The 25,481-nt window shown below is 60.4% G+C and carries 25 protein-coding genes; 20 read left to right on the plus strand and 5 right to left on the minus strand.

Features of this window, described 5'->3' with window-relative positions; genetic code table 11:
- The first annotated feature begins 449 nt into the window (after positions 1-449).
- Positions 450-1,412: an IS110-like element ISRfsp2 family transposase gene (locus ROSERS_RS15030; protein WP_011957632.1), complete on the plus strand. Its 963-nt coding sequence runs from the start codon at positions 450-452 to the stop codon at positions 1,410-1,412.
- 1,429 nt (positions 1,413-2,841) lie between these two features.
- Here the strand turns inward: ROSERS_RS15030 and ROSERS_RS15035 are convergent.
- Together ROSERS_RS15035 and ROSERS_RS26875 are read right to left on the minus strand one after the other, a co-directional pair.
- Positions 2,842-5,448 carry a DEAD/DEAH box helicase gene (locus ROSERS_RS15035; protein WP_011957633.1) on the minus strand — a complete coding sequence of 869 codons (2,607 nt, stop codon included), beginning with the start codon at positions 5,446-5,448 and terminating at the stop codon, positions 2,842-2,844.
- Positions 5,449-5,670: 222 nt separating this feature from the next.
- A complete protein-coding gene (locus tag ROSERS_RS26875) occupies positions 5,671-5,826 on the minus strand; it encodes a hypothetical protein (protein ID WP_232282626.1) in 156 nt (51 codons plus the stop codon).
- Here ROSERS_RS26875 and ROSERS_RS15040 point away from each other — a divergent pair.
- A complete protein-coding gene (locus tag ROSERS_RS15040; protein ID WP_232282627.1) occupies positions 5,821-6,444 on the plus strand; it encodes a hypothetical protein in 624 nt (207 codons plus the stop codon). The two genes, ROSERS_RS26875 and ROSERS_RS15040, sit on opposite strands and share 6 nt — an antisense overlap.
- 330 nt (positions 6,445-6,774) lie before the next feature.
- On the plus strand, positions 6,775-7,437 hold the full coding sequence (locus ROSERS_RS15045) for a pyrimidine 5'-nucleotidase (RefSeq protein ID WP_011957635.1): 663 nt from the start codon (positions 6,775-6,777) through the stop codon (positions 7,435-7,437).
- 101 nt (positions 7,438-7,538) lie between these two features.
- On the opposite strand, the gene ROSERS_RS15050 is transcribed toward ROSERS_RS15045, so the two are convergent.
- Positions 7,539-8,495 carry a prohibitin family protein gene (locus tag ROSERS_RS15050; protein ID WP_011957636.1) on the minus strand — a complete coding sequence of 319 codons (957 nt, stop codon included), beginning with the start codon at positions 8,493-8,495 and terminating at the stop codon, positions 7,539-7,541.
- A 279-nt stretch (positions 8,496-8,774) separates the two neighbouring features.
- Complete coding sequence (locus tag ROSERS_RS15055; RefSeq protein ID WP_011957637.1) at positions 8,775-10,031, minus strand: flavin monoamine oxidase family protein; 1,257 nt, start codon at positions 10,029-10,031, stop codon at positions 8,775-8,777.
- A 50-nt stretch (positions 10,032-10,081) separates the two neighbouring features.
- Here ROSERS_RS15055 and ROSERS_RS15060 point away from each other — a divergent pair, with 50 nt between their 5' ends.
- Genes ROSERS_RS15060 through ROSERS_RS15070 form a run of 3 tightly spaced genes read left to right on the plus strand, consistent with a single transcriptional unit; the run spans position 10,082 to position 12,917 of the window.
- Positions 10,082-10,507 carry a GNAT family N-acetyltransferase gene (locus tag ROSERS_RS15060; protein ID WP_011957638.1) on the plus strand — a complete coding sequence of 142 codons (426 nt, stop codon included), beginning with the start codon at positions 10,082-10,084 and terminating at the stop codon, positions 10,505-10,507.
- A gap of 41 nt (positions 10,508-10,548) precedes the next feature.
- Entirely contained in the window at positions 10,549-11,271 is a 723-nt protein-coding gene (locus ROSERS_RS15065; RefSeq protein ID WP_011957639.1) for an LppX_LprAFG lipoprotein, read from the plus strand.
- 41 nt (positions 11,272-11,312) lie between these two features.
- On the plus strand, positions 11,313-12,917 hold the full coding sequence (locus tag ROSERS_RS15070) for an MFS transporter (RefSeq protein WP_011957640.1): 1,605 nt from the start codon (positions 11,313-11,315) through the stop codon (positions 12,915-12,917).
- A gap of 136 nt (positions 12,918-13,053) precedes the next feature.
- On the opposite strand, the gene ROSERS_RS15075 is transcribed toward ROSERS_RS15070, so the two are convergent.
- Positions 13,054-13,680, minus strand: a complete 627-nt coding sequence (locus ROSERS_RS15075) for a hypothetical protein (RefSeq protein ID WP_011957641.1) — start codon at positions 13,678-13,680, stop codon at positions 13,054-13,056.
- Positions 13,681-13,807: 127 nt separating this feature from the next.
- Here ROSERS_RS15075 and ROSERS_RS15080 point away from each other — a divergent pair, with 127 nt between their 5' ends.
- The 14 genes from ROSERS_RS15080 (at position 13,808) to ROSERS_RS26890 (ending at position 25,269) form a co-directional block, all read left to right on the plus strand.
- Positions 13,808-14,251, plus strand: coding sequence for a hypothetical protein (locus tag ROSERS_RS15080; protein WP_011957642.1), 444 nt, complete (start codon positions 13,808-13,810; stop codon positions 14,249-14,251).
- Positions 14,238-14,906 (plus strand): alpha/beta hydrolase, encoded by a 669-nt coding sequence (locus ROSERS_RS15085; protein WP_011957643.1) that lies wholly within the window; start codon positions 14,238-14,240, stop codon positions 14,904-14,906. Before ROSERS_RS15080 ends, ROSERS_RS15085 begins: the two co-directional genes overlap by 14 nt.
- Before the next feature lie 30 nt (positions 14,907-14,936).
- A complete protein-coding gene (locus ROSERS_RS15090) occupies positions 14,937-15,368 on the plus strand; it encodes a hypothetical protein (RefSeq protein WP_011957644.1) in 432 nt (143 codons plus the stop codon).
- Between the two features lie 119 nt (positions 15,369-15,487).
- Positions 15,488-15,745 carry a hypothetical protein gene (locus ROSERS_RS15095; RefSeq protein WP_157041102.1) on the plus strand — a complete coding sequence of 86 codons (258 nt, stop codon included), beginning with the start codon at positions 15,488-15,490 and terminating at the stop codon, positions 15,743-15,745.
- On the plus strand, positions 15,726-16,064 hold the full coding sequence (locus ROSERS_RS15100) for a type II toxin-antitoxin system PemK/MazF family toxin (protein WP_011957646.1): 339 nt from the start codon (positions 15,726-15,728) through the stop codon (positions 16,062-16,064). Before ROSERS_RS15095 ends, ROSERS_RS15100 begins: the two co-directional genes overlap by 20 nt.
- 27 nt (positions 16,065-16,091) lie before the next feature.
- Positions 16,092-16,439, plus strand: a complete 348-nt coding sequence (locus tag ROSERS_RS15105) for a nucleotidyltransferase family protein (RefSeq protein ID WP_011957647.1) — start codon at positions 16,092-16,094, stop codon at positions 16,437-16,439.
- A 181-nt stretch (positions 16,440-16,620) separates the two neighbouring features.
- The gene (locus tag ROSERS_RS15110) at positions 16,621-17,355 is read left to right on the plus strand and encodes a Uma2 family endonuclease (protein ID WP_011957648.1); all 735 of its coding nucleotides are present in this window, start codon (positions 16,621-16,623) and stop codon (positions 17,353-17,355) included.
- An 11-nt stretch (positions 17,356-17,366) separates the two neighbouring features.
- Positions 17,367-18,095: a Uma2 family endonuclease gene (locus ROSERS_RS15115; RefSeq protein ID WP_011957649.1), complete on the plus strand. Its 729-nt coding sequence runs from the start codon at positions 17,367-17,369 to the stop codon at positions 18,093-18,095.
- Between the two features lie 623 nt (positions 18,096-18,718).
- Complete coding sequence (locus ROSERS_RS15120; RefSeq protein ID WP_011957651.1) at positions 18,719-21,499, plus strand: HsdM family class I SAM-dependent methyltransferase; 2,781 nt, start codon at positions 18,719-18,721, stop codon at positions 21,497-21,499.
- A complete protein-coding gene (locus ROSERS_RS25120) occupies positions 21,489-22,553 on the plus strand; it encodes a ComEC/Rec2 family competence protein (RefSeq protein ID WP_011957652.1) in 1,065 nt (354 codons plus the stop codon). Before ROSERS_RS15120 ends, ROSERS_RS25120 begins: the two co-directional genes overlap by 11 nt.
- 290 nt (positions 22,554-22,843) lie before the next feature.
- On the plus strand, positions 22,844-23,806 hold the full coding sequence (locus ROSERS_RS15125) for an IS110-like element ISRfsp2 family transposase (RefSeq protein WP_011957653.1): 963 nt from the start codon (positions 22,844-22,846) through the stop codon (positions 23,804-23,806).
- A 296-nt stretch (positions 23,807-24,102) separates the two neighbouring features.
- Positions 24,103-24,378 (plus strand): helix-turn-helix domain-containing protein, encoded by a 276-nt coding sequence (locus tag ROSERS_RS26880; protein ID WP_041333793.1) that lies wholly within the window; start codon positions 24,103-24,105, stop codon positions 24,376-24,378.
- Positions 24,379-24,493: 115 nt separating this feature from the next.
- Entirely contained in the window at positions 24,494-24,991 is a 498-nt protein-coding gene (locus tag ROSERS_RS26885; protein WP_041333795.1) for a winged helix-turn-helix domain-containing protein, read from the plus strand.
- Positions 24,992-25,101: 110 nt separating this feature from the next.
- Entirely contained in the window at positions 25,102-25,269 is a 168-nt protein-coding gene (locus ROSERS_RS26890; RefSeq protein ID WP_232282628.1) for a hypothetical protein, read from the plus strand.
- Positions 25,270-25,481: the final 212 nt, after the last annotated feature.

Genomic DNA, 25,481 nt, shown 5'->3' on the forward strand with positions numbered 1-25,481 from the left:
TCCTCATTTTGGCCGTTCTCACATATGGTCTTTGAATAAATAATCCGGTATAGCCCGCGCAGGCGGGCTTCGCCCTGGCTAGCCGAGGGCTTATGGTCTTTGAATAAATAATCCGGTATAGCCCGCGCAGGCGGGCTTTGCCCTGGTTAGCCGAGGGCTTCAGCCCCACGGCTAGCGCGGTATAGCGGAATAAATTCTCAATCTCCATCAGCCCCACGGCTAGCGCAGTATAGCGGATTTAATTTTCAATCTCCATATGTGCGACATTCCTCCGCGTGCTAGTATAATCTAACGGGACACGGTATACCGTTCTGCGCCAGGTTCACGAGATCGCCGCGGAGTGTTGGGTAGCCGTGTCCTTCAACGCGACCAAGCCGAACAGTTATCTGGGCCCTCAAACCCGCATATGCTAGCAAGGCTGGCGCCGTTTTCCTCAGGAGGTTCTGTGTATGGCTTCCCGTGAGTCGCTCTTTATCGGCATTGATGTCTCCAAACAGACGCTGGATGTGGCGTTTGGCGCCGACCCGCACGCGCCACGCGAGACGATACCGTATACCAACGAAGGTGTCCAGCTCCTGGTCACGCGACTCCAGCGCCTGCAGCCGACCCTGATTGTGCTGGAGGCGACCGGCGGGCTGGAGCGCATGGTGTTCGCCCAACTGCTCCAGGCTGGCGTGCCGACGGCGCGGGTGCAGCCACGCCGCGTGCGCGCCCTGGCGCACGCGGAAGGACGCCAGGCGAAGACCGACCGCCTGGATGCCCGGTTGCTCGCCCGCTTTGCCGAACGGGTGCGCCCGCCGCACCACCAAGCGACGGACGAGCAGCGCGCATCCTTGCGCGACCTGCTGGTCCGGCGGGAGCAGGTGATTCAGATGCGGACGGCTGAGATCAATCGGTTGACGGCTGCCGCGCCGAACCTCCGCCCGGGCATCCAGCAGCATATTGATTGGCTGGATCAGGAGATCCGTGCGCTTGAGCAGGAACGCGACAACGAGGCGGAGCGCACCGACGAGGTGCGCCGGAAACGGGAGCTGCGCGACAGCGTGCCCGGCATCGGCGCGATCACCGCACTGAACCTGCTGCTCCGCCTGCCCGAACTGGGGACCATCAATCGCAAGGAAGCGGCGGCCTTTGTGGGCGTTGCGCCGTATGCCAATCAGAGCGGCGCACAGCACAAACCCCGGCATATCTCCGGCGGCAGGAGGGATGTGCGCAGCGTGTTGTACATGGCGACCCTGGCGGCCACGCGGCGCCGTCTGGTCAGGCGCGCCTTCGATCAGCGCCTGTGTCAAGCTGGCAAGCCGCGCAAGGTCGCCATCGTCGCTGCGATGCGCAAGCTGCTGACTATTCTCGGCGCAATATTGCGTCAGCAAAAGCCCTGGGATCCGGCTGTGCATACGAGCGCCCCTTGACAAGCAACACAGTTACTCCGCGTCTCCGCATGCATCGGACCGGCTCACGCGGAGGCGCGGAGGCGCGGAGATGGGGAGCGCAGCGTTCGCAGAGGAAGATTTCATATCGCGTCACGCACACGCAGGCTTTGCCATGTTTCCATCAAGGTTCTCTGTGCCCTCGGCGTCTCAGCGGTGCGTTTTTGCAGTGAAGTCAATAATCCAGCATAGCCCGCGCAGGCGGGCTTTGCCTTGCATAGCCGAGGGCTTATGGTCTTTGAGTAATTATTCCGCCATAGCCCGCGCAGGCGGGCTTCGCCTTGGCTAGCCGAGGGCTTCAGTCCCACGGCTAGCGCGGGATAGCGGATTTATTTCTCAATCTCCATTAGCCCCACGGCACGCGGCGCATACCGGATGAAATGCTCAATGTGCGGGCGGGGACGCCCGCGCTCCCAGGTTGCACGTGGTGCGCTCATTCCGCTTTCGCCGCATGCGGGCGGGGACGCCTGCGCTCCCAGGACGTGCGTGGTGCGCTCATTCCGCCTTCGCCGCATGCGGGCGGGGACGCCTGCGCTCCCAGGACGTGCGTGGTGCGCTCATTGCGTGCGGGCGGGGACGCCCGCGCACCCAGGACGTGCGTGGTGCGCTCATTCTGCCTTCGCTGCGTGCGGGCGGGGACGCCCGCGCTCCCAGGTTGCACGTGGTTCGGTCATTCCGCCTTCGCCGCATGCGGGCGGGGACGCCCGCGCTCCCAGGTCGCACGTGGTTCGGTCATTCCGCCTTCGCTGCACACGGGCGGGGACGCCCGCGCACCCAGGACGTGCGTGGTGCGCTCATTCCGCCTTCGCCGCATGCGGGCGAGGACGCCCGCACTCCCAGGACGCACGTGGTTCAGTCATTCCGCATTCGCCGCACGCGGGCGAGGACGCCCGTGCACCCAGGTCGCACGTGGTTCGGTCATTCCGCTTTCTCCGCATGCGGGCGCGGATGCCCGCGCTCCCAGGTCGCACGGGGTTCGGTCATTCCGCCGTCTCCGCGTGCGGGCGCGGATGCCCGCGCTCCCAGGTCGCACGGGGTTCGGTCATTCCGCCGTCTCCGCGTGCGGGCGCGGACGCCCGCGCTCCCAGGTCGCACGGGGTTCGGTCATTCCGCCGTCTCCGCGTGCGGGCGCGGACGCCCGCGCTCCCAGCATCGGGTTCAACCTTTGCGAGAACTGTTATAGGACTGCCCGACAGCTCATGAGACCACTGAGGCAGCCTTTGCGACCCGATCCGGGTCGTTTACGCCGATAGACGTGCTCATGCTGACCACCGCGTAACGCGAACCCCAATGATGACCCTATCGGCTATCGGCTATTAGCTATCAGCTATCGGCTATCAGCTATCGGCTATCAGCTATCGGCTATCAGCTATCGGCTATCAGCTATCGGCTATCAGCTATCGGCTATCGGCTATCGGCTATCGGCCACCCCCCGGTACAGCGCATTTGCTTCGGCTTCGATGGCAGCCAGCGCCGATCTGCCAGCGTCATCGCTGATGGCTGTGCGCCCGGTGGCAATCCGATAGCGCAACGCAACCAGCATGGCCGTGCGACGCACACCCGGAGGTTCGGTTTTCGCGCGCGCCAGTTGCTGTTTCAGTTCTTCGATCAGCGCCGATCCCTTCCCATGTCCACCGAACGCGCTCCTTGCCGGCGGCGTATGTCCCGTCAGCAGCGCCGCAAGCGTCGCCGCCCCGATCTTCGACAGGTGTTGATTGCCATTGCCGCACTTCGGCGACTGAATGCACGCCGGGCATCCCTCGCTGCACGGACAGTCGATCAGCAACCGCCAGGTCTGCTCCCACCACTGCGCTGCCTGTTCGTATCCCACTTCTGCGATCCCCACACCGCCCGGTACGCCGTCATACACAAAGATCGTCGCTGCGCCGGTATCCGGGTGAACATCGATCGATAGCCCGCCAATATCACCACGGTCACATTGAGCAAAGAGCGGCAACAACCCGATTGCCGCGTGCTCCATTGCGTGCAGCGCATCGATCACTCCATCGCACACCTGCTCGACCTGCCGACAGATTGGATCGGGGACTGTCCACCATACCGCAATAGTGCGAAATGTTTGCGGCGGCATCGTCAGGTCATGCTCACCGAGCACTTCATCGGTGTAGTGCTGCTTGCGCCGGTAGCCAACCACGCGGCGCGTCACCTCGACAACGCCGAGAAAGAGGGTCGCCGGTCCGATGTTGCACTGCTGGCGCACCTGCTCGATGGTGATGTCGGTTTCGTCCAGGGTCTGGGTATAATACTCAACCCGCGCCCGTCGCGCCAGCGCCCGCCGCGGGGTCAACTCGACGACAACGTAGGTATCGCCCTGGTGCATGTAGACGGCGCCGGGAAAGACCTCGAACGGCGCGCGGGTGGCGGCGATCTGCTCGATCCGACGATCAGTATCAATGTCGATCAGGTCGATCGGGTCGCCATCGGCGCTGCGGATGTTGACCCCGGCGGCCGGTCGGGGATCGCCGGCATACGCGAATCGACCGTCGGGCAGCGCGGCTAATTCACCGCGCCGGAGCAACCAGTCACGCAATTTTGCGAAGGTTGCGCCAAACCAGAGATCATCGGCGTCATGCAGCGGGAGTTCGGCGGCGGCGCAGCGCACCTGGTCACGCAGAATGTACGGATTGTCCAGCGCGACGCGGGCATATTCGTGGGGACGGCTGAAGAACTCGGCCGGATGCCGCATGTAAAACTGGTCGAGCGGGTCGTCCTGCGCCACGAGCGCCGCCAGACTCTGCCCCTGCGAGCGTCCGGCGCGCCCTGCCTGCTGCCAGGCGCTGGCAATCGTTCCCGGAAAACCGCCCATGACGACAGCATCCACGCCGCCAATATCGACCCCCAGTTCAAGGGCGTTGGTCGATACCAGACCACGCAGATCGCCGCCGGCAAACGCCTGCTCCAGACGCCGACGCTCCTCGACCGTGTATCCCGCGCGGTAGGCGGCGATCTGCCCGGTATCCGGTTGTCGTGTTTCGGTTATGTCACTTCGTATCGAACGGTCACGCCCGTTATCCGGCGGCGCGTTATTTTCCAGCGCCTCGCGCGCATAGCGCAGCACCAGTTCCGCGCTGCGCCGGGTGCGCGTGAATGCCAGCGTCTTGACGCCAGCACGAACCAGCAGCGCCAGTACGCTGGCAGTCTCGACGTTGGTGCTGCGTCGTTGTCCCTGTTCCGACAGCCAGGACATACTGCGTTGCCGGTCGGTCAGCGGCGGGTTCCAGAACAGGAAGGTGCGCGCTCCCTGTGGTGCGCCATCGTCGTCGATCACCCGCACCTCATCGCCGACCAGCGCTGCCAGGTGCTGCTGCGGGTTGGCGCTGGTCGCCGAGCAGCAGATAAACTGCGGCGCGCTGCCGTAATGGGCGCACAACCGTCGCAGCCGCCGCATGATCAGCGCGACGTGCGTACCGAACACGCCGCGATAGACGTGTGCCTCATCCAGCACCACATAGCGCAACCGCGCCAGGATCCCCTGCCAGCGCGCGTGATCGGGCAACAGCGTGCGATGGAGCAGATCGGGGTTCGACAGAATGACATGCGCCCCGGTGCGCAGTCGGTCGCGTGCTGGTCGAGGCGTATCGCCGTCCAGGGTCGCTGCCGTAAGCGCTGGACCGCCTGCCGCTTTGAGCGCTGCAAGGAGACTGTTCAACGCGCGCAACTGGTCGGCGGCGAGCGCCTTGGTTGGAAAAAGAAACAGCGCGCAGGCAGTGTGATCGGTGATCGCCGCTTCAATGGTCGGCAACTGATAGCAGAGAGTCTTCCCCGATGCCGTCGCCGTCACGATGCCGATATGATAACCGGCGCGCGCTGCATCGAGCGCAGCCGCCTGGTGGGTATAGAGGCGCGTGATTCCGCGTGCAGCAAGCGCCGCAGCGAGCGGTTGCGGCAGCGGCGCGGAAGGTTCCGCAAAGCGCGCAGCGCGCGCAGGGAGACGTTCGATATGCGCAATCTGACCGGCATAACCGCGCGCGCCGCGCAATAGTTCAACAAAATCGGTCATAGGCGCCCGCCGATGCGTCTAACTTCAGACACCGCACCATCATGGCACGGCGCCGAACAGATGTCAAGACCACTGAGATACGATCCCCATTCGTGCGATACCGGATCGTAATCAGCCACATGCACGTTTGCACAGGTTACGATCCGGTTTTAGCATACTTAACCAAAAGACAACAACAACCCGTTTGTCAAGAATGCCATGATGCACTTGCACCATTCAATGTCACGCAGGAACCACGACGTCGCAATGAACCAAGCCTGTTCCCGCCCATGCCCATTCGTTCAGCGGCATCGGCATGACCTCATCCGGCTGCGCGATCATCTCGCCGAAGGTCATCGCTGCGCTGACGCATGGATCGCGATAGCGCATCTGGTGCATGAACCGTGGCAACGCCTGGACTGTCTGGAACGTGCGTGCGCCATCGACCCCGATGACCAGAACCTGCAGATCGCCCGCCTCGAACATTATGTCGTGCTGCATCCAGAAGACGCACACGCAGCGGAAGAACTGCGCGAAGCAAAAGCCCGCCGTGCGCTGGAACGTTACAAGCCGCGCGTCTTTCGCCACCAGGACGCTTCGCAGCCGATCGGCGCCATTCTGCGCGCGCTGCGTGCCATCAGCGACACCGATCTGGAAGTTGTGCTGGAAGAGCAGGATCGTCTCCGCCGCCTTGGACGCCCGCTGCTCCTGGGCGACCTGCTGGTGCGGCGTGGCAGGGTAGCGCCGGAAACGCTGGCGCGCGCACTGACCCTGCAAAGCCGCCTCCGTGCGGTGAACGGCGCTGTGCCGCGCACACTGGGAGAGTATCTGATCGCCCAGGGGCACGTTACCCCTGATCAACTCGAACGCGCTCTGATCGAACAGATCCGTCTGCGCGCATCCGGCGCCCATGAACCGCTCGGCGAAATCCTGCTGCGTCACGGCGCCGTCGATGCCGCCATCCTGCAACGCGCCTTCCAGCAGCATATGCACGACGCAATGACGGCATTCGAGTGATAAGAATATAAACTGGTATTTGCCCCTTGCAGTCGGGCTGATGGAGATCGAGAATTTACAGCATTTCTCAGATACGTTGACCATCGTTCGCGTCTGCCATGTCGCGCGAGACGCAGTGTAGACCGAAATTCATTTCGGTCGCCGCTCGTAGACCGAAATTCATTTCGGTCATCGCGTGAAACGCGCTATTCCCAGGAGCGGTCAACCTTGTCCATCAGGTTCAACCCCGTTGAGAACTGCTATAATGCTTAAGGATCATCACCAGCAACACATGCCCGTCATTCCCGGCAGAGATCGCAGCAGGAGTAAGGGAAACAGAAGGGTTAAGCCATGACGCTTGCGGCAATTTTATTCGATCTCGACAGCACGCTCTACCCGCGTTCCGCAGGCGTTCAGCGCGCTCTCGACGAGCGGATGAACGCGTATGTTCAGCGCGTCACCGGTTGCACCCTCGAAGAAGCGCCCATCCTGCGCGATTCCTGGTTCAGACGGTACGGTACGACTCTCGCCGGGTTGCAGCACGAGTACCATATCGATGTCGAAGACTATCTGCGCGTCATTCACGACATTCGCCTGGAAACGTTTTTGAAACGTGATCCGGAACTCGACGCTCTGCTGGAACGCCTCGATCTTCAGCGTGCAATCTTCACCAACTCGCCTGCCGAACATGCAGCGCGGGTGCTGCGCACCCTCGGCGTTGCGCGGCACTTCCCCCTGATTTTCGATATTCGCTTCTTCGAGTTTCAGCCCAAACCGAAACTGACCGCCTACACCCGCGCGCTCGATGCGCTCGGAGTCGCCGCAGGCGAAACGCTCCTGATCGAAGACACGCCGCAAAACCTGCCACCGGCGCGTGAACTTGGCATGCGCACCATCCTGATCGACGAACAGGGCGCGCATCGATCAGATGGCATTGCCGACCATGTCGCGCCCGATATTCGTGCCGCGCTGCGCATTGTGCTGAACGGCGGCATTCCCGGCGTCCGGGCATAGCAGCGAATGTGCTCACGCCGCCCCGTTTTTCTCCCGACAAAGAAATGCAAAGGACGCGGCAAGCCGCGTCCCTGCTGCGTGTTCCGAATGCGCCCCCACTCCTACGGCGACGTTGCCGGTTGTTCATTTGCCGGCGCTGGCGCCTGATCCTCCGCTGGTGTGCGCGGTGGCGTCGGCGTCGAAGCGCCCAGCACCTCGCTCGATGGAATACTGAGCATCGGCATCAGACTGTTTTCGCCGCCGACAAACCGTGGCATCACCCCATCCCAGCGCTCGATGAAGCGCAGTTGCAGTAGTTCCGCCGAAATCACCTCACGCTGCAAGCGCAACGCTTCAGCTTCCGCACGCGCAATTTCCAGGCGCGCCTTTGCTTCGGCTTCGGCGCGCGCAACCTGCTGCTGCGCCTCGATCCGCGCTCGCTCCAGTTCACGCGCCGCACGCAACGCATCCTGCTCGGCAACCTGCTTCGCCTCGATTGCGCGGGCAAACTCCGGGCTGAAGTTGAAATCGGTGATCGACACACTCTCGACGATCACACCGCGCGGCGTCAACCGCTCGCTCAAGCCGCGCTGGATCAACTCCGAAACTTCAGGACGGCGGGTGATCAACTCCTCCGCCGTAAAACGCGCCGTCGCCGCCTTGATCGATTCCTGGATCGCCGGATCGACGACCCGCCGCTCATAATCGACGCCGATCTCGCGCACCAGACGATCCACCTGACCTGCATCGGGGCGATAGTTGATCACCACCTGCGTCGTGACTGTCTGCAAGTCGCGCGAAGCGGCGCTCGAGTTCGACTCATAGCGCTGGGTGCGTACCTCAACAATCGTCACCGACGTGATAAACGGCATACGGAAATGCAACCCCTCTTCGAGCACACCCGTGATTTCACCGAACGTCTTCAGCACACCGCGCGTTCCCGCCTCGATGGTCGTGACCGAACTGCTTCCGAGAAAAATCGCGACCACCACGATCAAACTCAACACAATCAGAACTGATACGGAACGTCCACGCGCATCGGGGTTCTGAAACGCCCTTCCTTCCTGTCCCTGGTTCATCACTCACCTCTTCTTCTAAGACCCTTCTTGTCGCTATGACAACAAAGCCCGGAGAGAAACCCTCCGGGCTTCTATCCACCGCATCACCGGGATCTTCATACTGAAGTATACCCGATCCTGATGCGTTGTGGATGGAAAGAGCGCTCGATTGGAGTATTACCGTGAACGTGTCATCGCAAGCGGAAATTCAGTCAACGTATCATCCACCTCTGCGGGAACCGAACTCGTCGCCGGACACGACACGCCTGCAGGACACACACGCAGAGCAAGATTGTCCTTTCATCTGACCACCTCATCCGCAGCGCGCCACCCACTTTCGATGGCGCCATGCACCGTTTGCGGGTTGCTGTCGTATGCGGTTGCCTCGCCTGCGAAGAAGAGCGTAGCACCCTCCGGCGCCGCCAGCACGACGCGCGCGTCTGCTGCACCGGGTGGAACGTGCGCATATCCGCCATATGCGAAGGGATCGGCGCCCCACGCGACTCGCCGCGCCGCGCGCTGCCGCTGCGTCAGATCGCGCCGCCCCAGCAGGGTTTGCAACTCTTCCAGACCCACAGCCAGCGCTTCATCATCGTCGAGAGCATCGAGCGCACGGGCGCGCGCTGCGGTTGCATAGGCGACAATTACCGCCGCATTGCGCGTTGTGTGCGCGGCGGTCCACCACCGCGCCGATAGACCTTTGTGCGCCATGAACGTCAGGTCGGCATCCCACATCGGTTCGTCGAACCGATAGAACAGTTTGGTCGCCGGTTCGATGCGCAATGCGTTGATCGCCCGGCGCTTCCGGGCGCTGAGCGGCGGATCAAACTGCGGAAGACCGCGCTGCAACACGGCAACCGGAATGGTGACAATGCACCGGTCGCCGTGAAAGATGCCTGCATCGGTCTCGATGATCACGCCGCCAGAAGTGTGACGCACCAGGCGCACCACCGTGCCGGTACGAATGTCGAGACCGCGCGCGTACCACTCGAGCAGCGCCGCATACCCCTCGCGCACGCGATACTCGCGCCTGCCTGCGTGATCGACGCGCAGTTCACGCGAGAGATCGGCGCAACTCAATGTTTCGACGGAAGCGCAGCACGTCTGCGCAAGCAATACATCCGCTACCGTGAGCGCCTCTTCGTCGAAGCCGCACTCACGCAAGTAGTGCGCCAGTGAACGATCCGGCGCATCGTGTGGAACATCACGCAACCGGTCGAATGTGCGAAACAACGCACCGATCAGGTCACGACGGTGCGGTGGCAGCGCATCGATGGTGCGCGCCGATCCGCCATCGCTCCAACGCAACCGTCCGTAACGATCAACCGGGATCGCCTCCAGACCGGCAGCCGTCACCAGCGCGTGCGTAACGGCGTGTTCACCGTGGATGAATTCAGCGCCGTGTTCGACAGGAAATGGCGCAAAGGTGTGGTCGGTCCAGATCCTGCCGCCAATGCGCTGCCGTGCTTCGAGCACCTGCACCGTCACGCCTGCATCGTGGAGACGACGGGCTGCGGCAAGACCGGAAGCGCCTGCGCCGAGGACAATGACATGCATACAGGGATAGCAGGTATAATGCAACAAGAGCGGACAACGATAAGCATACCATGGATATTCGGGTCGCAACACTGGCGGATGCACACATTCTTGCCGATCTGAACGCAGACTTCAATGGCGTGCAGATGACGCTGGAACGCATGGCGGAACAGATGCTCCGCTGCTACGATGTTGAACGCGCGTTGATCGCATGCATCGATGGTACAGCGGTCGGTTTCGCCTGCCTGCGGTTGATCCCCTGGCTGTGCTACGATCCGCCATATGCGGAACTGACCGAACTGTTCGTGCGGGAACCCTTTCGGCGTCGTGGCATTGCATCTGCGCTGGTGGCGCACGCTCAGGGTCTGGCGCGCACGGCTGGCGCGAATGAGTTGCGCATCCTGACCGGACGCGACAACCCGGCGGCGCGTGCGTTCTACCGGAAACTCGGATGCACTGAGGAGGACGAGGTGTTGCTGATACTCCATCTCGTATAATGAAAGCGCGCTCAACGCAGATACCCTCAAGGAGTCAACAGATGTCTCAGTGGTTACGCGCAGCGCTATCCCTTGTTGTGGCGCTGATCATCACCGGATGCGGCGGAGCGGCGCCGGTTGTCACCCCCACGCCCACCCCGACGCCAGCCGAGATCAGTGCGCGCGCGGGACAGGCGACAGGCGCAGCGCAGAGCCTGGCATTTTCGATTACCATCACCGGGCAACCGGTGTACACCGATCCATCGCGGGTCTTCGTCATCACGTCCATCGATGGCGCACTCCGCCGACCGGACGGAGTGCTGGCGACGCTGAAACTGCGCAGCGCAGCCGGTCTTGCAGAAGTGCGAACCGTTTCGCTGGCAGGGAAACAGTACGCCACCAATCCATTGACCCGCGCCTGGCAGTGCCTGACGCCAGGGCAGGCGTTTGATGCCGCAGTGCTGTTCGACCCGCAAAAGGGGATTGAACAACTGCTCCAAAGCGGCATTGAAACCATCACCCTTGTCGGCGAAGAGACCCTCGACGGTCGCCTGACGTACCACCTGCGCGGTACGATTCCCGGCGCACGTATGGCGGACATCAGTGGCGGATTGATTGGCGCTGCTCCAGTCACCGCCGACATCTGGGCAGATCGGGAGACGCTGCGCCTGGCAAAAATTGTCCTGGTCGATCAGGCACCCGGCGCGCCAGAGCCAACCACGTGGACGCTGGTGTTCAGCACCTATGACCAGCCGGTCGATGTGCGCCCGCCGATCGAGTGTTGATCCGTCTTTCGGGCTGAATATCGTTCGTGAAAGGGGATCCCTTGGCGCTCGAACAGAAGCCAGCTGCGATTGGTTCGGCGCAGACGACACAGGATCGCGGCGCGATGGCGTGGCTCCAACGCCCATCGACAGCGCTTGCCCTGGTGTGCGCCGCCGTCTTTCTCGGCGCCGTCGATCTGACGATCGTGACCGCCGTGCTGCCGAAGATCATGGTCGATCTGAGCGTCTCGATCGACACCGAACTCCATCGCGCCTCATGGGTGATTACCGGCTACCTGCTGGCATATACCATCAGCATGACCTTTACCGGGCGCCTGTCCGACCTGTATGGACGACGCATTGCCTACCTGATCTGTCTGACCATCTTTACCCTCGGTTCGGTTGTGGTTGCTGTCGCACCCGCGCTTGAAGAGGTCGTCCTGGGGCGGGTGGTGCAGGCGCTCGGCGCCGGGGCGCTGGTGCCGATTTCGATGGCGCTGGTGAGCGATCTCTTCCCGCCGGAGCGCCGCCCGGCGGCGCTGGGGGTGATTGCCGCCGTCGATACCGCTGGCTGGATGGTCGGGCATGTGTATGGCGGTGCGCTTATGCGTCTGTTCGATGACTGGCGCCTGCTGTTCTGGATCAATGTCCCATTCGGCATGATTGCCCTGGCATTGACCTGGCTGGCGCTGCGGCGCGTGGTGATCACCCGCGCATCGGGCAGTTTCGACTGGCGCGGCGCGGTGCTGATCTCGATCAGTCTGACGGCATTCAACATCGGGATAGGCGCAGGCGCAGAACTGGGACAGACCGATTTCTACGGCGAACGTCCCGGACCTCCGCCCTATGCCTTGCCGCTGACGCTGGCATCCCTTGTCGTCCTTGCAGCGTTCATCTGGGTCGAACGCCGCGCGCGCGACCCGCTGCTGGACCTGGCGCTGTTCCGGCAGCGCGGCACTGTTGCGGCATCGATCATGAATGTGCTGATCGGGTTCGTGCTGGCGCTGGCGATTGCGAATGTGCCGCTGTTCATCAACACCCGCCTGGGGCTGCTCTACCCGACTGACCCCGACATCCTGCGGCGAGGCGCATGGGAGACCGGTCTGGTGCTTTCGGCGCTGACGCTGGCGCTGGCACTGCTGGCATGGCCCGGCGGTCGCCTGGCGGGACGGTTCGGCGACCGCCTTCCGGCGCTGATCGGGCTGGGGGTGGCGACAGTCGGCTACCTGGTGATGAGTCGCTGGCAATCCGACACCGATTACTGGACGATGGTCGGGGGGTTGACGCTGGCGGGGTGCGGCGTGGGCATGGCGCTTGCGCCAACCGCTTCGACGATCATCGCGGCTGCCGGACCCGAACGGCGCGGCGCGGCGTCGGCGCTGGTGATCATCCTGCGACTGATCGGAATGACGGCGGGCGTTTCGACCCTGACACTGTGGGGCGTGCAGCGACAGGACGCGCTGCGACGCGCTGCGGACCCGGCATTGCTGGCAGACTTTGATCGGGTGCGGATGTTTCTGATCGATGTAGCCGCGCAGGTGGTGGGAGAGACCTTCCTTTTTGCAGTGGCCGCGTGCGCGATTGCGCTCGTTGCAGCCATATGGCTGCCGGGGCGTCACCGATCACAAACCGGAGAGACACGGGATGGGAGTCAGGTTGCCCGATAGATGGTCAGGGCACAATTCTCTGTCGCGTCTGAGCAAGCATGGATCACGATGCCTGGACTTTCGAAACGAAGGACTCTGCCCAGCGGATAGTTCGGTCAATATCTTGCCTGCGCTATGACCGTGAAAACGCGCAGTTTTATGATGAAACCGGAATATTCAGCGTTTTCCAGCCTGTCATAGTCACAAGAATGCCAAGCAACTGATTAAGATTGTCAACATAATACTCTCGCCGATCAATGCGCACAACATTCTGCTCCAGTTGCAGAAAACGCCAGTTTGTACCGGTGGTTACCGATCCGTGGATCACCGGAATGGCATGTCCTTCACGCTCGTTGAAGCGTTGAGCTGCAATCATCGCGGCGATACACTGCGGAAAACCGCCCTTGATGTCTTCATTCTTCGCTTCGAATATGATCAACACCGGAGCGCTGACATAGAGTTGTTCCGGTGACAGCGAGACGATAAAATCGCATACGCCGTTCAGACCCAGGGAAGGATCGACAGAAAAATCGATCCCTGAGAAAAAACTGATTGAACGTTCTGTCTGCCGCCGCAACTCAACCAGAATAGGGGCAATAATCAACTCGGATCGCACTTTCTCGGTGTTAATCGCAAGTGCGATCGGCAGGGTCTCGCGCAATGTCTCCTTCAACCATTCGCTGACCGGCAGTTCGGGCGCGGCGGCGAAGAGATCAACATCCTCTTCGAACACGAGTTGAAAACGCCGCTTGAGATCGGGCAGTTTGAAATCACTGTACGCCATATCACCCCTCCTCTCCTGGCGTATGCACATAGTGTATCACACGCAAGCGAACGACGCTTTGCATCTGAGATATGCTACAATAGCCAGCGTAGCCCTGGAATATGGTCGTCTCTCCTGAGCAGCATCGATGCGATTGTTTTCTACCGGACGTACACCGCTGATTGTGGCGATCATCATCGGCGCCATGTGCGCGTGGGTGATCATCGCCTGGCTCGATGCAACTCTGGCGCCCGGCGCCGGTGGGGTCTGGCTGGCGCTGACCGTCCTGATCGGCGGGGTGGCAGTGCGCTTACGGCAGGGGCGCACACCTTCCGCATGCGCGACCGGACCGCGCCTCCGTCCGTTGCAGGTGAGTTGCTTTGGCGCTATTGCGCTGGGGGTGCATCTGTTGCACGCCGCAGAAACCGGTCTCCTGACGGCTGCCATTCCTGCCCTGGCTGCGCCGTGGCTGCCTGCTGCCTGCATCATCGGCGGCGTCGGCGGTCTGGCGATCCTGAGTTTTGGTTCCGACTGCCGCAATGCAGCCTTCAGCGGCGAACCATCGGAGGAACAGAAACGTGGAGTCACGTAATCTGCCGCTCTATCATCTGGTGCGCCCTGCAGCGGGCGACGATCCGCACCCGCCATTGCTCGTTCTCTTCCACGGGTATGGCAGCAACGAAGAAGACCTGTTCGGTTTGACGCCCTATATCGATCCTCAGTTTCTGGTGCTCAGCACGCGCGCACCGCTGACGCTTATGCCCGGTATGTACGCCTGGTTCGAGATCGGCTTCACCCCCGATGGGCGCATTGCCGTCGATGATGTCCAGGCGCGCCAGGCGGCGCAGATCACGGCGCAATTCGTCGAACAGGCGACCAGAGCGTATGGCGCCGACCCGTCGCGCGTGATCGTCGCCGGGTTCAGTCAGGGTGGCACAATGGCAGCGCTGACGGCGCTGACCCGCCCTGATCTGGTGGCGGGCGCAGCCGTGCTGAGCGGCATTGTGCCGTCGTCGATCATCGATGAACTGCCAGATCGGGAGGCGCTGGTCGGCAAGCCGTTCCTGGTTGTTCACGGGACGAACGACCAGGTTGTTTCGATTGCCCATGGTCGCGCAAGTCGGAACTTTCTGAGCCAGCTTGGCGTGGCGCTGACCTACCGCGAATACCCTATGGCGCATGAGATCAATCTTGATGCGCTGCTCGACCTGACCGAATGGCTGAGGACGTTGAAGGTTGAGGGTTGAAGGTTGAAGGTTGAATGGTGAACGTGGAAGATGTACCAGTTTCTTCTCCTGATCCACGTTACCTGTTTTGCTCTCTGGATGGGCGCTGTTGCTGCATCGCTGCTGGTGGTGCGCACGCTTGAGCCGCGACTGACAGGCGTGACAGGCGACGCAATGCAGGATGCCAGTCTTCTGCGTGCTTACATTCGGCAGGAAGTCAAATTCGTTGATGTCGTCTTTGCAGGCGTCCTCGTTTCCGGCATCATGCTGGCGCAACTGTACACCGGCTGGACGCCGTGGGTGTTGACGAAAATCGGCTTGTTCATCGCACAATTCGTGGCGACAATGGCGTACATTCAGGTTTTTATTCGTCCACTGACGTACCCCTGTCCACCGCACCACTACCGACGCTGGTATGGGTTGTTCGCGGTATCGTTGAGTTTCTTCGCCATGACGCTGCTGGTTGTGTTCTTCGGAAGGTAATTCGACACGCCGGAGGCGTTCGCTTATCTGGGGGTCTACGACCTGTCAAGGTGGGTTATCTCTAGAGCAAGGCGAAGTATGAGTCAGGAGACAAGATGATGAGTGAGAGGATAAGCGTTGTGGAAAAACAAATCCGACTATCGGTGCAACACGCAGACCGCCTGAGCCGCCTGGCCAGAGCCAAAGCCCTCAGCGAAGACCAGATTATTGAGAAAGCCCTGGACATTCTCTTCAGTCTGACCGATCTCCTTGACCAGCACGTCGAGCGGGAAGGGTGGTCGTTCCTGTCGGAAGGCACACTACAACGAGTGTGGGATAACGAAGAGGATGCCCGTTACGACTCCTGGAGAGAACTCTATGGCCTTTCAGCGCGGTGATGTCGTGCTGGTGCCGTTTCCGTTCAGCGACTTGAGTACAACAAAGGTGAGGCCAGCTGTGGTGGTGAGCAGTTCACTCTACCATGCTACAGAACCCGACCTGATTCTGGCAGCGATCACCTCCAGGGTTGCTGCGTCCAGTGGGCCTTTGGACTGCGTATTGCATGATTGGCAGGTAGCCGGTCTACGTTACCCTTCTGCCGTTAAACCGGTACTGTTTACCCTTGATCCGACACGCGTGATCTACCATGTCGGTGCGCTGACCCCAGTGGATCTTGCTGAAGTGGCTCAACGGCTCCGTCGTGCTTTGGAGTTGTAGAGTTGGTTCTAGATGTTGCGAGGAATTATGACTGCCTCAGTCAGCCTCGATCTTCCGCTACGCTATCTGGACAAAGTACGTGCGATTCTGCGGCAATACGTGCCCGACTACGACGTCTGGGCATACGGTAGCCGCGTGCGCGGTGGTGCATTCGCAGCAAGCGATCTTGATCTGGTGGTGCGGAACCCCCGCCATCCGCTGCAACCCTGCGACCGGATTTTCGATCTGCGGTCTGCCTTTCTTGAGAGTGACCTGCCCATCCGGGTTGATGTCATGGATTGGGCACGCATCCCGCCCGCCTTTCGGCAGGAGATCGAGCGTGGGTATGTTGTCGTGCAGGCGGCAACTGAGCCGACGATGCATACGACAGGATGATCTCAAAACGATCTGGCGCGACCAGATGCGCCGTGATTTTGAGCAGGAATACTGGAACGTGCTGGAACCTCAACCTCCTACTGTCCTGCGCGGATAGTCTTACCCTTTCCTTCCCCTTGCGCGGCATGCACCGACCGTCTATACTTTCCATAGCGCGCAATCACCAGGGAAAGGGCCTGATATGAGCGTTGAAACTGCAACCTCAGCCGGCGCCGCCGTCGCCACACCGCCCGACGAGCGACCGCCGCTCCACTCCGGCGACCGCCTGACGCGCGCTGAGTTCGCCCGGCGCTATGCGCTGCACCCCGAAATCCAGAAAGCCGAACTGATCGATGGAGTCGTTTACGTGGCTTCACCAACTCGCCACCGGCAGCACGGCAGACTGCACCTGATCCTGGTTGCCTGGCTGGGCGTGTACAGCGCCGCAACGCCGGGCGTTGACGGGAGCAATAACGCGACGGTTCTGCTCGACCTGGAGAATGAGCATCAACCTGACGCCCTCCTGCGCCTCGAACCGATCCACGGCGGGCGCTCGCGCGTCACCCGCGACGATTACATCGAAGGTCCGCCCGACCTGATTGTCGAAGTCGCCGCCAGCAGCGCCGCTTACGACCTGCACGACAAGAAGCGCGTTTACGCCCGCAGCGGCGTGCAAGAGTATCTGGTGGCGCAGGCGTATGAGCGCCGGGTCGACTGGTGGGAACTGCGCGAGGGGGTCTTTACCCCTCTGCCGCTCGAAGCGGACGGCACGCTGCGCAGTCGCGTCTTCCCCGGCTTGTGGCTCGACCCGGCGGCGCTGTGGGCGGGTGACGCCGCCGCTCTGCTCGCCACCCTCCAGCGCGGTCTCGCCAACCCCGCACACGCCGCATTCGTCGAGCGCCTGCGTGCAACCTCCGGGGCGACTCCGGCATCGTGAAAGGGGAGACGATGAGCGTCGAAACTGCAACCTCAGCCGGCGCCGCCGTTGCCGCACCGCCCGACGAGCGACCGCCGCTCCACTCCGGCGACCGCCTGACGCGCGCTGAGTTCGCCCGGCGCTATGCGCTGCACCCCGAAATCAAGAAAGCCGAACTGATCGATGGAGTCGTTTACGTGGCTTCACCAACCCGCCACCGGCAGCACGGCAAGCCGCACAGCCTGCTCGTTGGATGGATCATCGCTTACGCAGCGGCAACTCCGGGTGTGGATTTCAGTGACAACGCGACGGTTCTGCTCGACCTGGAGAATGAGCATCAACCTGACGCCCTCCTGCGCCTCGAACCGATCCACGGCGGGCGCTCGCGCGTCACCCGCGACGATTACATCGAAGGTCCGCCCGACCTGATTGTCGAAGTCGCCGCCAGCAGCGCCGCTTACGACCTGCACGACAAGAAGCGCGTTTACGCCCGCAGCGGCGTGCAAGAGTATCTGGTGGCGCAGGCGTATGAGCGCCGGGTCGACTGGTGGGAACTGCGCGAGGGGGTCTTTACCCCTCTGCCGCTCGAAGCGGACGGCACGCTGCGCAGTCGCGTCTTCCCCGGCTTGTGGCTCGACCCGGCGGCGCTGTGGGCGGGTGACGCCGCCGCTCTGCTCGCCACCCTCCAGCGCGGCCTCGCCGATCCTGCACACGCCGCATTCGTCGAGCGCCTGCGCAGGGCGGAACAGGGCGCTGCCTGATGGCGGAATAGAACACGGATCGGCACGGATGCGACGGATCAGCGCGGATGAAGGTTTGTCGGGAATAGCCCGCGCAGGCGGGCTTTGCCCTGGATAGCCGAGGGGTTCACCCCGACGGCACGCCTCTCAAGGGTAGAGTTTTTGGGAGAGATGAGCGATGTTCTGCATTCCTGTGCGCCTTTACCCCTCATCCCCCCACCCCCTTCTCCCACAAGGGGAGAAGGGGGAGGTTGGGCGTCCTGATGGCTGAAACGAGAGATGGCACGCAGGGGCTTGCCAAAAAATCTACCCCTGTGAGCGACGGCACGCGCCAGCCCGCGCAGGCGGGCCTCGTCCTGGAAGCTGGAATAGAACGCGGATCGGCACGAATGCGACGGATGGGCGCGGATGTTTTTGACCCTCATTCGTGCCCATCCGTTCCGTCCGTTCCAATCCGTGACGTGTTCTGGCACACAGTGAAGCGCCAACCGGTTGACCGCCGGGATCGCGCGCATCAGGTGGAGCGCCCAATCTGGAGCACGTTGAACGCAGCTCGCAAACTTGCAGAGGACCGGCAAGCCTGATATGATAGCGCGAAATGTACACTTGTTCTCCATGGACAGGTAGTGTCTGAAGAGGCAAAGATGCTCTCACAAGCCGCGCCGTCTCACGAACGTTTAGGTTTCGCACCGCTTCCCGATAACGCTCGCCAGGCAGTCTATGACAGCCTGACTGCGTGTGGCTTTGCTCATGAAGCTATTCTTGAGTCGTACAACTTTACCGGACGTGGTGGTGATTTCACCCTCAATATGCTGGCCTTCGCGGATCGTGTTCGCCGTAATCCTGCGGAATATGCCGGATGCACGGTGTACAACGCAACGAATGGTCTTCCTGATAGAGAGATTGTCTCAGTTCTTGCTCAGACAGCGGCGCCTTTTCACATCATTCATCGAGAAGACAGGTTTTCGTTTTGGGCAACCACATTAGAGCAAAACACAATAAATCCCATTGATTTAGGAGCTGAGATTTCCTATGCTCAGCTATCTCAGGTACTTCAAGAATACAAAATCGATCTCGCTCCTGACCAGATAGTCAGTGTGAAACAGGGTCGCAGTCAATTTGCGCATCCCCACTTACGCGATTTGGAACCGCTTCAACTTGCGCTGTGGGCTATCGATGTCACCCGCGACACGCTGGTAGATACATTTGGACGAGCCGTAACACAATTACGCGCCGATATGAACGATCGACCTGATCCCGAAATCACGGGCCTGGCAATTCGCATGCTCGGCGCGATGATTCTTGCCGATACCGGCGCCCTGGACGCATCAATGCGACAGCGAAGAAGCGATCTGTCGTTCGATCAGTTGCTCCTCGGCGCCGCCAGGAAGTATCCGACCTATTTTGGGGACATGCACCTTTTTTTGGAGCGGGATTATCGGCGGATCGAACGCGCCTATGACATCTTGCGCCGAATATATTATTCTGGCTTCGTTCCCGATATGCTCAGTGCGCTTTATACGAAAGCCTACGGTAAAGAGAAACGAAAGAAACTCGGCTTCTATGATACACCCCTCTATCTTACTCGTCGCATTTTGCACAACATTCCGGTTGAGTTTCTCCCCCCAAAGCAGCGCATTGTCGTAGATATGACATGCGGGTGGGGAAGCTTCCTTATTGCGGGCGTCGAGCGGTTATCGCAACTGAGCGACATGCGTGATCAATCGCTCCGCGATCATATTATCGGGAATGACATTGACATCTTCACAGCGCAACTTGCCGGTCTTGGGCTTTTGCTTGCCACGTCAGAAGATAGCTGGCATATCGATCATGAGGATGCGCGTCAATGGTCCTGGATTGACATGCACACACCAGGCATCATTGTTGGCAACCCACCCTTTCGTGGCAGGCGTGATCAGCCTGAAAGCCTGGAAGACTTGATGCCAACGAAAGGAAAGCGAACGCGCGTTGAGGCCGCTAATGCATATTTAGATCTTGCCATACGCAACGTTCGAACTGGCGGTTATATTGCCATGATTATGCCGCAATCATTTCTTGTTGCTGAGGCGGGCCCTGACGTGCGGCGCAATCTCCTCGAAAGCTGTGATGTCACTGAGATCTGGGAACTTCCAGGGCGCATGTTTCCTGATGCAAAGGTGCAGCCAATTGTGCTTTTTGCCCGCAAGGAGTCGGGGAAGCGCAAGACGGTATTCCCGATCCGCACACGGAATGTTCAGAAAAGCACCATCGAAGCGTTTAAGAAGTCGGGGATTTTTACGGCTTCGAATATCGCATCAGGTTTTTCCATACCAGAAGATGGCGACATCAAGACCAGTGCAAAAGAGACCTACAGAATAGATGCACCCGTCATTTTGTCAGATGTAGATTGGCATACATTACGCCAAAGATGTAGAAATCTTGCTGAGTATGCAACCATATTCCCCGGTACAATTCGGGGCAAGAAGAAAGAAAATAAGCGGTGGCTGGATGATCCAGAGCAACGCGAGGTTTTATGGCTGACAAATGCGCTAAAGACCGTGCCGGGATTATGGCATATCAATTATAGGGCAGCAATCAGCAAAACTTACCCGAGGGACTTCGAAGAGCCACGTCTTGAGTATCAAGATATACTTGATTCGGAAAAAATTATTATGGTAGCCAAACCTAATCCCAGTTGGGGCAGACGCGCGAAAGCTGTTGTTGAACGGCAAGGTTATCACGTCTCGCATAGCTTCTGGGTTGTGTGGCCTGATGAAAAAACAAACCCCTATCTCTCGAAGGAAGCGCTGACTGCCATCATGAACTGGCACGTCAGCAACGCCTGGATTGCTGAATATCTCAACTATCCATGGATTGAACGACGCATCATTGAAACGATACCCATTCCGCGAGATCTCAGTCCAGATGATTGTCTTGCATTGACCGACGCTGTTCGAGCGATTGAGCGGGCTGCATATGCTCATCAGCGTTTACCAGAAGATTCGGTTCAATCCATCGATACGATTCTTCGCAGAGCCTATGACCTGGACGACGCCACCTACGCACGACTGCGCGCGATATCGGAGTGGGATGAGCATCCTCATATCACGCTTGATCCGCAGCCTGATCGCAGTGTTGCCGATTATATCATTAGTGGTATCGTCGAAGAGGTGCAGGCTGAAAAGGGCGTCGTGTCCCTCTGGATCAGCGGCTTCGACGATGCGCAGACCGTGCCGATCGATCCTCTCATGCCTGGATGGATGCTGCGCCCGGAGACGCCGTTCCGGGCAAAAATACCCTTTGTTCATAAGCGCAAACGTTCACTTGAAGGTGTCGTGTGGAACTCGTTTGCTCCACAGCAACACACCTACCAGAATGAAGATGAACTTGTTCAAGAATTAGCCCGTATTTTCGCCTTCGCGGAGAACAAGACGGATGACGTTTGAGCATAGCGTCAAAGTGGCATTCCTGGATGTGGGGCAGGGCGATAGTATCGTGGTGACAGTGCCGAATACTGGAGAGGCTGTCATCATCGATTGTCCCGAAGCAGATACGGTCATTGAGTATCTGCGCAATGAACGTATTCACTCTATTCGTGCGCTGATCATTACCCATCTTCACCTTGATCACTTCAAGGATGCTGTAGGGTTCCTTGAGAACTGTAGTTCACAATTGAACATCAAGTGTGAACACCTTATTTTTAACTGGCCATCAAACCTCCAAAAGTTGGCGCCTGATGCCGATGGGCATAGTGAGATATATCGTAATCCAAAACGACGTAATCAGGCGCGGCTCACAGCCTATCAAGAATTGGTTGCCTGGACAAAGCGAAACACACGCTCATGCTTTCCATTATTGCGGCCCAACAATGGATATCGCCTAAGGATTAAGGGGACAATCAAGGACGCAATTAGAATTTTGCAGCCCTCGCACGGTTGCATGGGCTCTCTTATGCAGTCTGGTTTGAACAATACATCGGCTGTCCTGCGAATAGAAGGACCGGGTTCTTCAGCTTTACTTACGGCAGATATTGAACCAGATGGATGGAATCAGTTAAGAAGTAGCCATTCAGATCTGCAAAGTGACGTGCTTAAGTTTCCTCACCATGGCGCCTGGAAGAATGCTGACCCTGCCGATATCCTGACCGCAGTTGATCCTTCAATCGTCATTATCTCCGTTGGCACAGATGGCATTCAATACAGCCACCCTAACGTTCATGTCTTTGCTGCCATACGTAACCGTTCAAACACGAGATTACTCTGTACTCAGGCAACAAGCCGTTGTGTTGATAATCCTGACTCTCACGCGAGTCAAATTGATGCCATTCTTCAAGCACATTCGCGTGGAAGCGGACATATCCGTACCCATCGTGGCTGCCCCTGCGCCGGAACGATAGTCATCGAATTGGGCGATCAGGTTACGGTTCTTCAGCCGGACATTTCAGTCCATCGCAACCAGATCATTCTGCGATTTCTCACATCGCATCGGTGCCGCATATAGCACTTATGGAGATTGAGAATTATAGCAATGATTGAACCACATGCGTCCTGGGTGCGCGGGCGTCCCCGCCCGCATGATGAAATCTTCCTCTGCGAGCGCTGCGCTCCCTATCTCCGCGCCTAGTATAATCTAACGGGACACGGTATACCGTTCTGCGCCAGGTTCACGAGATCGCCGCGGAGTGTTGGGTAGCCGTGTCCTTCAACGCGACCAAGCCGAACAGTTATCTGGGCCCTCAAACCCGCATATGCTAGCAAGGCTGGCGCCGTTTTCCTCAGGAGGTTCTGTGTATGGCTTCCCGTGAGTCGCTCTTTATCGGCATTGATGTCTCCAAACAGACGCTGGATGTGGCGTTTGGCGCCGACCCGCACGCGCCACTCGAGACGATACCGTCTACCGACGAAGGTGTCCAGCTCCTGGTCACGCGACTCCAGCGCCTGCAGCCGACCCTGATTGTGCTGGAGGCGACCGGCGGGCTGGAGCGCATGGTGTTCGCCCAACTGCTCCAGGCTGGCTTGCCGACGGCGCGGGTGCAGCCACGCCGCGTGCGCGCCCTGGCGCACGCGGAAGGACGCCAGGCGAAGACCGACCGCCTGGATGCCCGGTTGCTCGCCCGCTTTGCCGAACGGGTGCGCCCGCCGCACCACCAAGCGACGGACGAGCAGCGCGCATCCTTGCGCGACCTGCTGGTCCGGCGGGAGCAGGTGATTCCGATGCGGACGGCTGAGATCAATCGGTTGACGGCTGCCGCGCCGAACCTCCGCCCGGGCATCCAGCAGCATATTGATTGGCTGGATCAGGAGATCCGTGCGCTTGAGCAGGAACGCGACAACGAGGCGGAGCGCACCGACGAGGTGCGCCGGAAACGGGAGCTGCGCGAAAGCGTGCCCGGCATCGGCGCGATCACCGCACTGAACCTGCTGCTCCGCCTGCCCGAACTGGGGACCATCAAGCGCACGGAAGCGGCGGCCTTTGTGGGCGTTGCGCCGTATGCCAATCAGAGCGGCGCACAGCACAAACCCCGGCATATCTCCGGCGGCAGGAGGGATGTGCGCAGCGTGTTGTACATGGCGACCCTGGCGGCCACGCGGCGCCGTCTGGTCAGGCGCGCCTTCGATCAGCGCCTGTGTCAAGCTGGCAAGCCGCGCAAGGTCGCCATCGTCGCTGCGATGCGCAAGCTGCTGACTATTCTCGGCGCAATATTGCGTCAGCAAAAGCCCTGGGATCCGGCTGTGCATACGAGCGCCCCTTGACAAGCAACACAGTTACTCCGCGCCTCCGCGTGAGCCGGTCTGATGCACGCAGAGATACGGAGCACGCGGAGGGATGTCGCACAAGGCGTCTGCTTTTGATGGCGTGTGCAACCCTGTCCAACAAGACCAATCTTTGTGAGAACTGCTGTAATCCGCTACGCCGAACCAGCCATGGGGCTGATAGAGATTAAGAATATAAACCGGTATGCGCCCTTTGCCGTCGGGCTGATGGACTTTGAAAAAATATTCCGTTATACTGATATCCATCCGTGTCAAGCCTTTCTCAGGAGGTTGCGATGCCGGCACGCCAGACCCTTCACGTGTCCGTCGAGGAGCGGGAGGCCCTCGAAGACCTGCGCGATCACGCCCCCACGCCCTATTTGCGTGAACGGGCGGCAGCGTTCCTGCTCATCGCGTCCGGCGTGCCGCCCGCTGTCACGGCGCGCGAACGCTTGCTGCGTCCGCGCCATCCGGAAACCGTCTCTCGCTGGCTGAATCGCTGGGAAGCCGAGGGCATCGATAGCCTCCCCATCCGGGACGGACGCGGGCGCACGCCCGCTTTTTCCCCCTGACCGCCATGACCCTGAGACGGCGGCTACTGCGGGAGAGCATCTGGTCCGCCGTGACCCGCGGCAGTGCGGGCTGACCCAGACGCGCGGGACCCTGGACGCCATCCGCAGCCCGTTGGTGTGGGGACGCGACGCCGCGCTGCGCGGGATCGCCCGCATCCTGGATCGGTTGGGCATCACCTGGCAGCGCGCCCGCAGGCATGGGCCTAGCCCTGATCCTCACGATCAGGCCAAACTGCAGGAGATTGCGGACGTGGTGGAGGATGCCCGCGCGCACCCCAACCAGGTGGTGACCGTGGATCGGGATGACGTCACGGTCACCCGGCGCCCGACCCTGGCCAACGGGTATGGACGGGCAGGCGCCGATCAGGTGCGGGCGGAACGGAGTCGGGCGACCGATGGTGACCTGCGCATCGTGGGCCGTTTGGACGTCGTGACGGGCCAGGTGGTCACCCGGCGGGCGAAGACGATGGGCCTGGCGACGCTGGCGCCGTTCTTCCCGGACCGGCGCGCTGCCTATCCTGAGGCTGAGCGCATCGATGTCATTCTGGATAATTGGCCGGTCCATGGTCATCCGGATGTCCTGGTGGCGCTTGAGCCGCAAACGACCCGCTGAGCGTTTTCCCGTCCTGGCAATGGGCCGGCCACCCCCAGTGGACGGGCCGTGCGCCGGGCTGGAGATGTCCGCCGGCCCATCCAACTGATGCCGTTGCCGACGGATGCGTCGTGGCGCCGCTTGATTGCGAGCAGCTGGGGCGGTGGATGCGTCAGGAGGTCACCCGCGTGCATCGCTGGGCGACGGATCTCGATCAGTTGCGCAGCCATCTGGATGCCTTCTTCGCGTCGTTTGCAACCGGCTCGCCAAAGCTTTTACAGTATGTCGGTCTCGGATAGCGGATTATTTATTCAAAGACCATAAGCCCTCGGCTGTACGGGGCAAAGCCCGCCTGCGCGGGCTATACCGGACTTAATTCCTAAGGATCATAAGCCCTCGGCTATGCGCTGCGAAGCCCGCCTGCGCGGGCTAGAGCGGAATAATTACTCAAAGTCCATTAGTGAATCGCCGTCCGCTCCAGTCTGCACCTTCGGTGTGAACTACACCGCCA

Source organism: Roseiflexus sp. RS-1 (genome assembly GCF_000016665.1).
Classification (GTDB): domain Bacteria; phylum Chloroflexota; class Chloroflexia; order Chloroflexales; family Roseiflexaceae; genus Roseiflexus.

Coding starts and splice junctions, on each gene's coding strand:
- ROSERS_RS15030 (WP_011957632.1), top strand. CDS start 450: ATGGCTTCCCGTGAGTCGCTCTTTATCGGCATTGATGTCTCCAAACAG.
- ROSERS_RS15035 (WP_011957633.1), bottom strand. CDS start 5,448: ATGACCGATTTTGTTGAACTATTGCGCGGCGCGCGCGGTTATGCCGGT.
- ROSERS_RS26875 (WP_232282626.1), bottom strand. CDS start 5,826: ATGCACCAGATGCGCTATCGCGATCCATGCGTCAGCGCAGCGATGACC.
- ROSERS_RS15045 (WP_011957635.1), top strand. CDS start 6,775: ATGACGCTTGCGGCAATTTTATTCGATCTCGACAGCACGCTCTACCCG.
- ROSERS_RS15050 (WP_011957636.1), bottom strand. CDS start 8,495: ATGAACCAGGGACAGGAAGGAAGGGCGTTTCAGAACCCCGATGCGCGT.
- ROSERS_RS15055 (WP_011957637.1), bottom strand. CDS start 10,031: ATGCATGTCATTGTCCTCGGCGCAGGCGCTTCCGGTCTTGCCGCAGCC.
- ROSERS_RS15060 (WP_011957638.1), top strand. CDS start 10,082: ATGGATATTCGGGTCGCAACACTGGCGGATGCACACATTCTTGCCGAT.
- ROSERS_RS15065 (WP_011957639.1), top strand. CDS start 10,549: ATGTCTCAGTGGTTACGCGCAGCGCTATCCCTTGTTGTGGCGCTGATC.
- ROSERS_RS15075 (WP_011957641.1), bottom strand. CDS start 13,680: ATGGCGTACAGTGATTTCAAACTGCCCGATCTCAAGCGGCGTTTTCAA.
- ROSERS_RS15080 (WP_011957642.1), top strand. CDS start 13,808: ATGCGATTGTTTTCTACCGGACGTACACCGCTGATTGTGGCGATCATC.
- ROSERS_RS15090 (WP_011957644.1), top strand. CDS start 14,937: ATGTACCAGTTTCTTCTCCTGATCCACGTTACCTGTTTTGCTCTCTGG.
- ROSERS_RS15100 (WP_011957646.1), top strand. CDS start 15,726: ATGGCCTTTCAGCGCGGTGATGTCGTGCTGGTGCCGTTTCCGTTCAGC.
- ROSERS_RS15105 (WP_011957647.1), top strand. CDS start 16,092: ATGACTGCCTCAGTCAGCCTCGATCTTCCGCTACGCTATCTGGACAAA.
- ROSERS_RS15110 (WP_011957648.1), top strand. CDS start 16,621: ATGAGCGTTGAAACTGCAACCTCAGCCGGCGCCGCCGTCGCCACACCG.
- ROSERS_RS15115 (WP_011957649.1), top strand. CDS start 17,367: ATGAGCGTCGAAACTGCAACCTCAGCCGGCGCCGCCGTTGCCGCACCG.
- ROSERS_RS15120 (WP_011957651.1), top strand. CDS start 18,719: ATGCTCTCACAAGCCGCGCCGTCTCACGAACGTTTAGGTTTCGCACCG.
- ROSERS_RS25120 (WP_011957652.1), top strand. CDS start 21,489: ATGACGTTTGAGCATAGCGTCAAAGTGGCATTCCTGGATGTGGGGCAG.
- ROSERS_RS15125 (WP_011957653.1), top strand. CDS start 22,844: ATGGCTTCCCGTGAGTCGCTCTTTATCGGCATTGATGTCTCCAAACAG.
- ROSERS_RS26880 (WP_041333793.1), top strand. CDS start 24,103: ATGCCGGCACGCCAGACCCTTCACGTGTCCGTCGAGGAGCGGGAGGCC.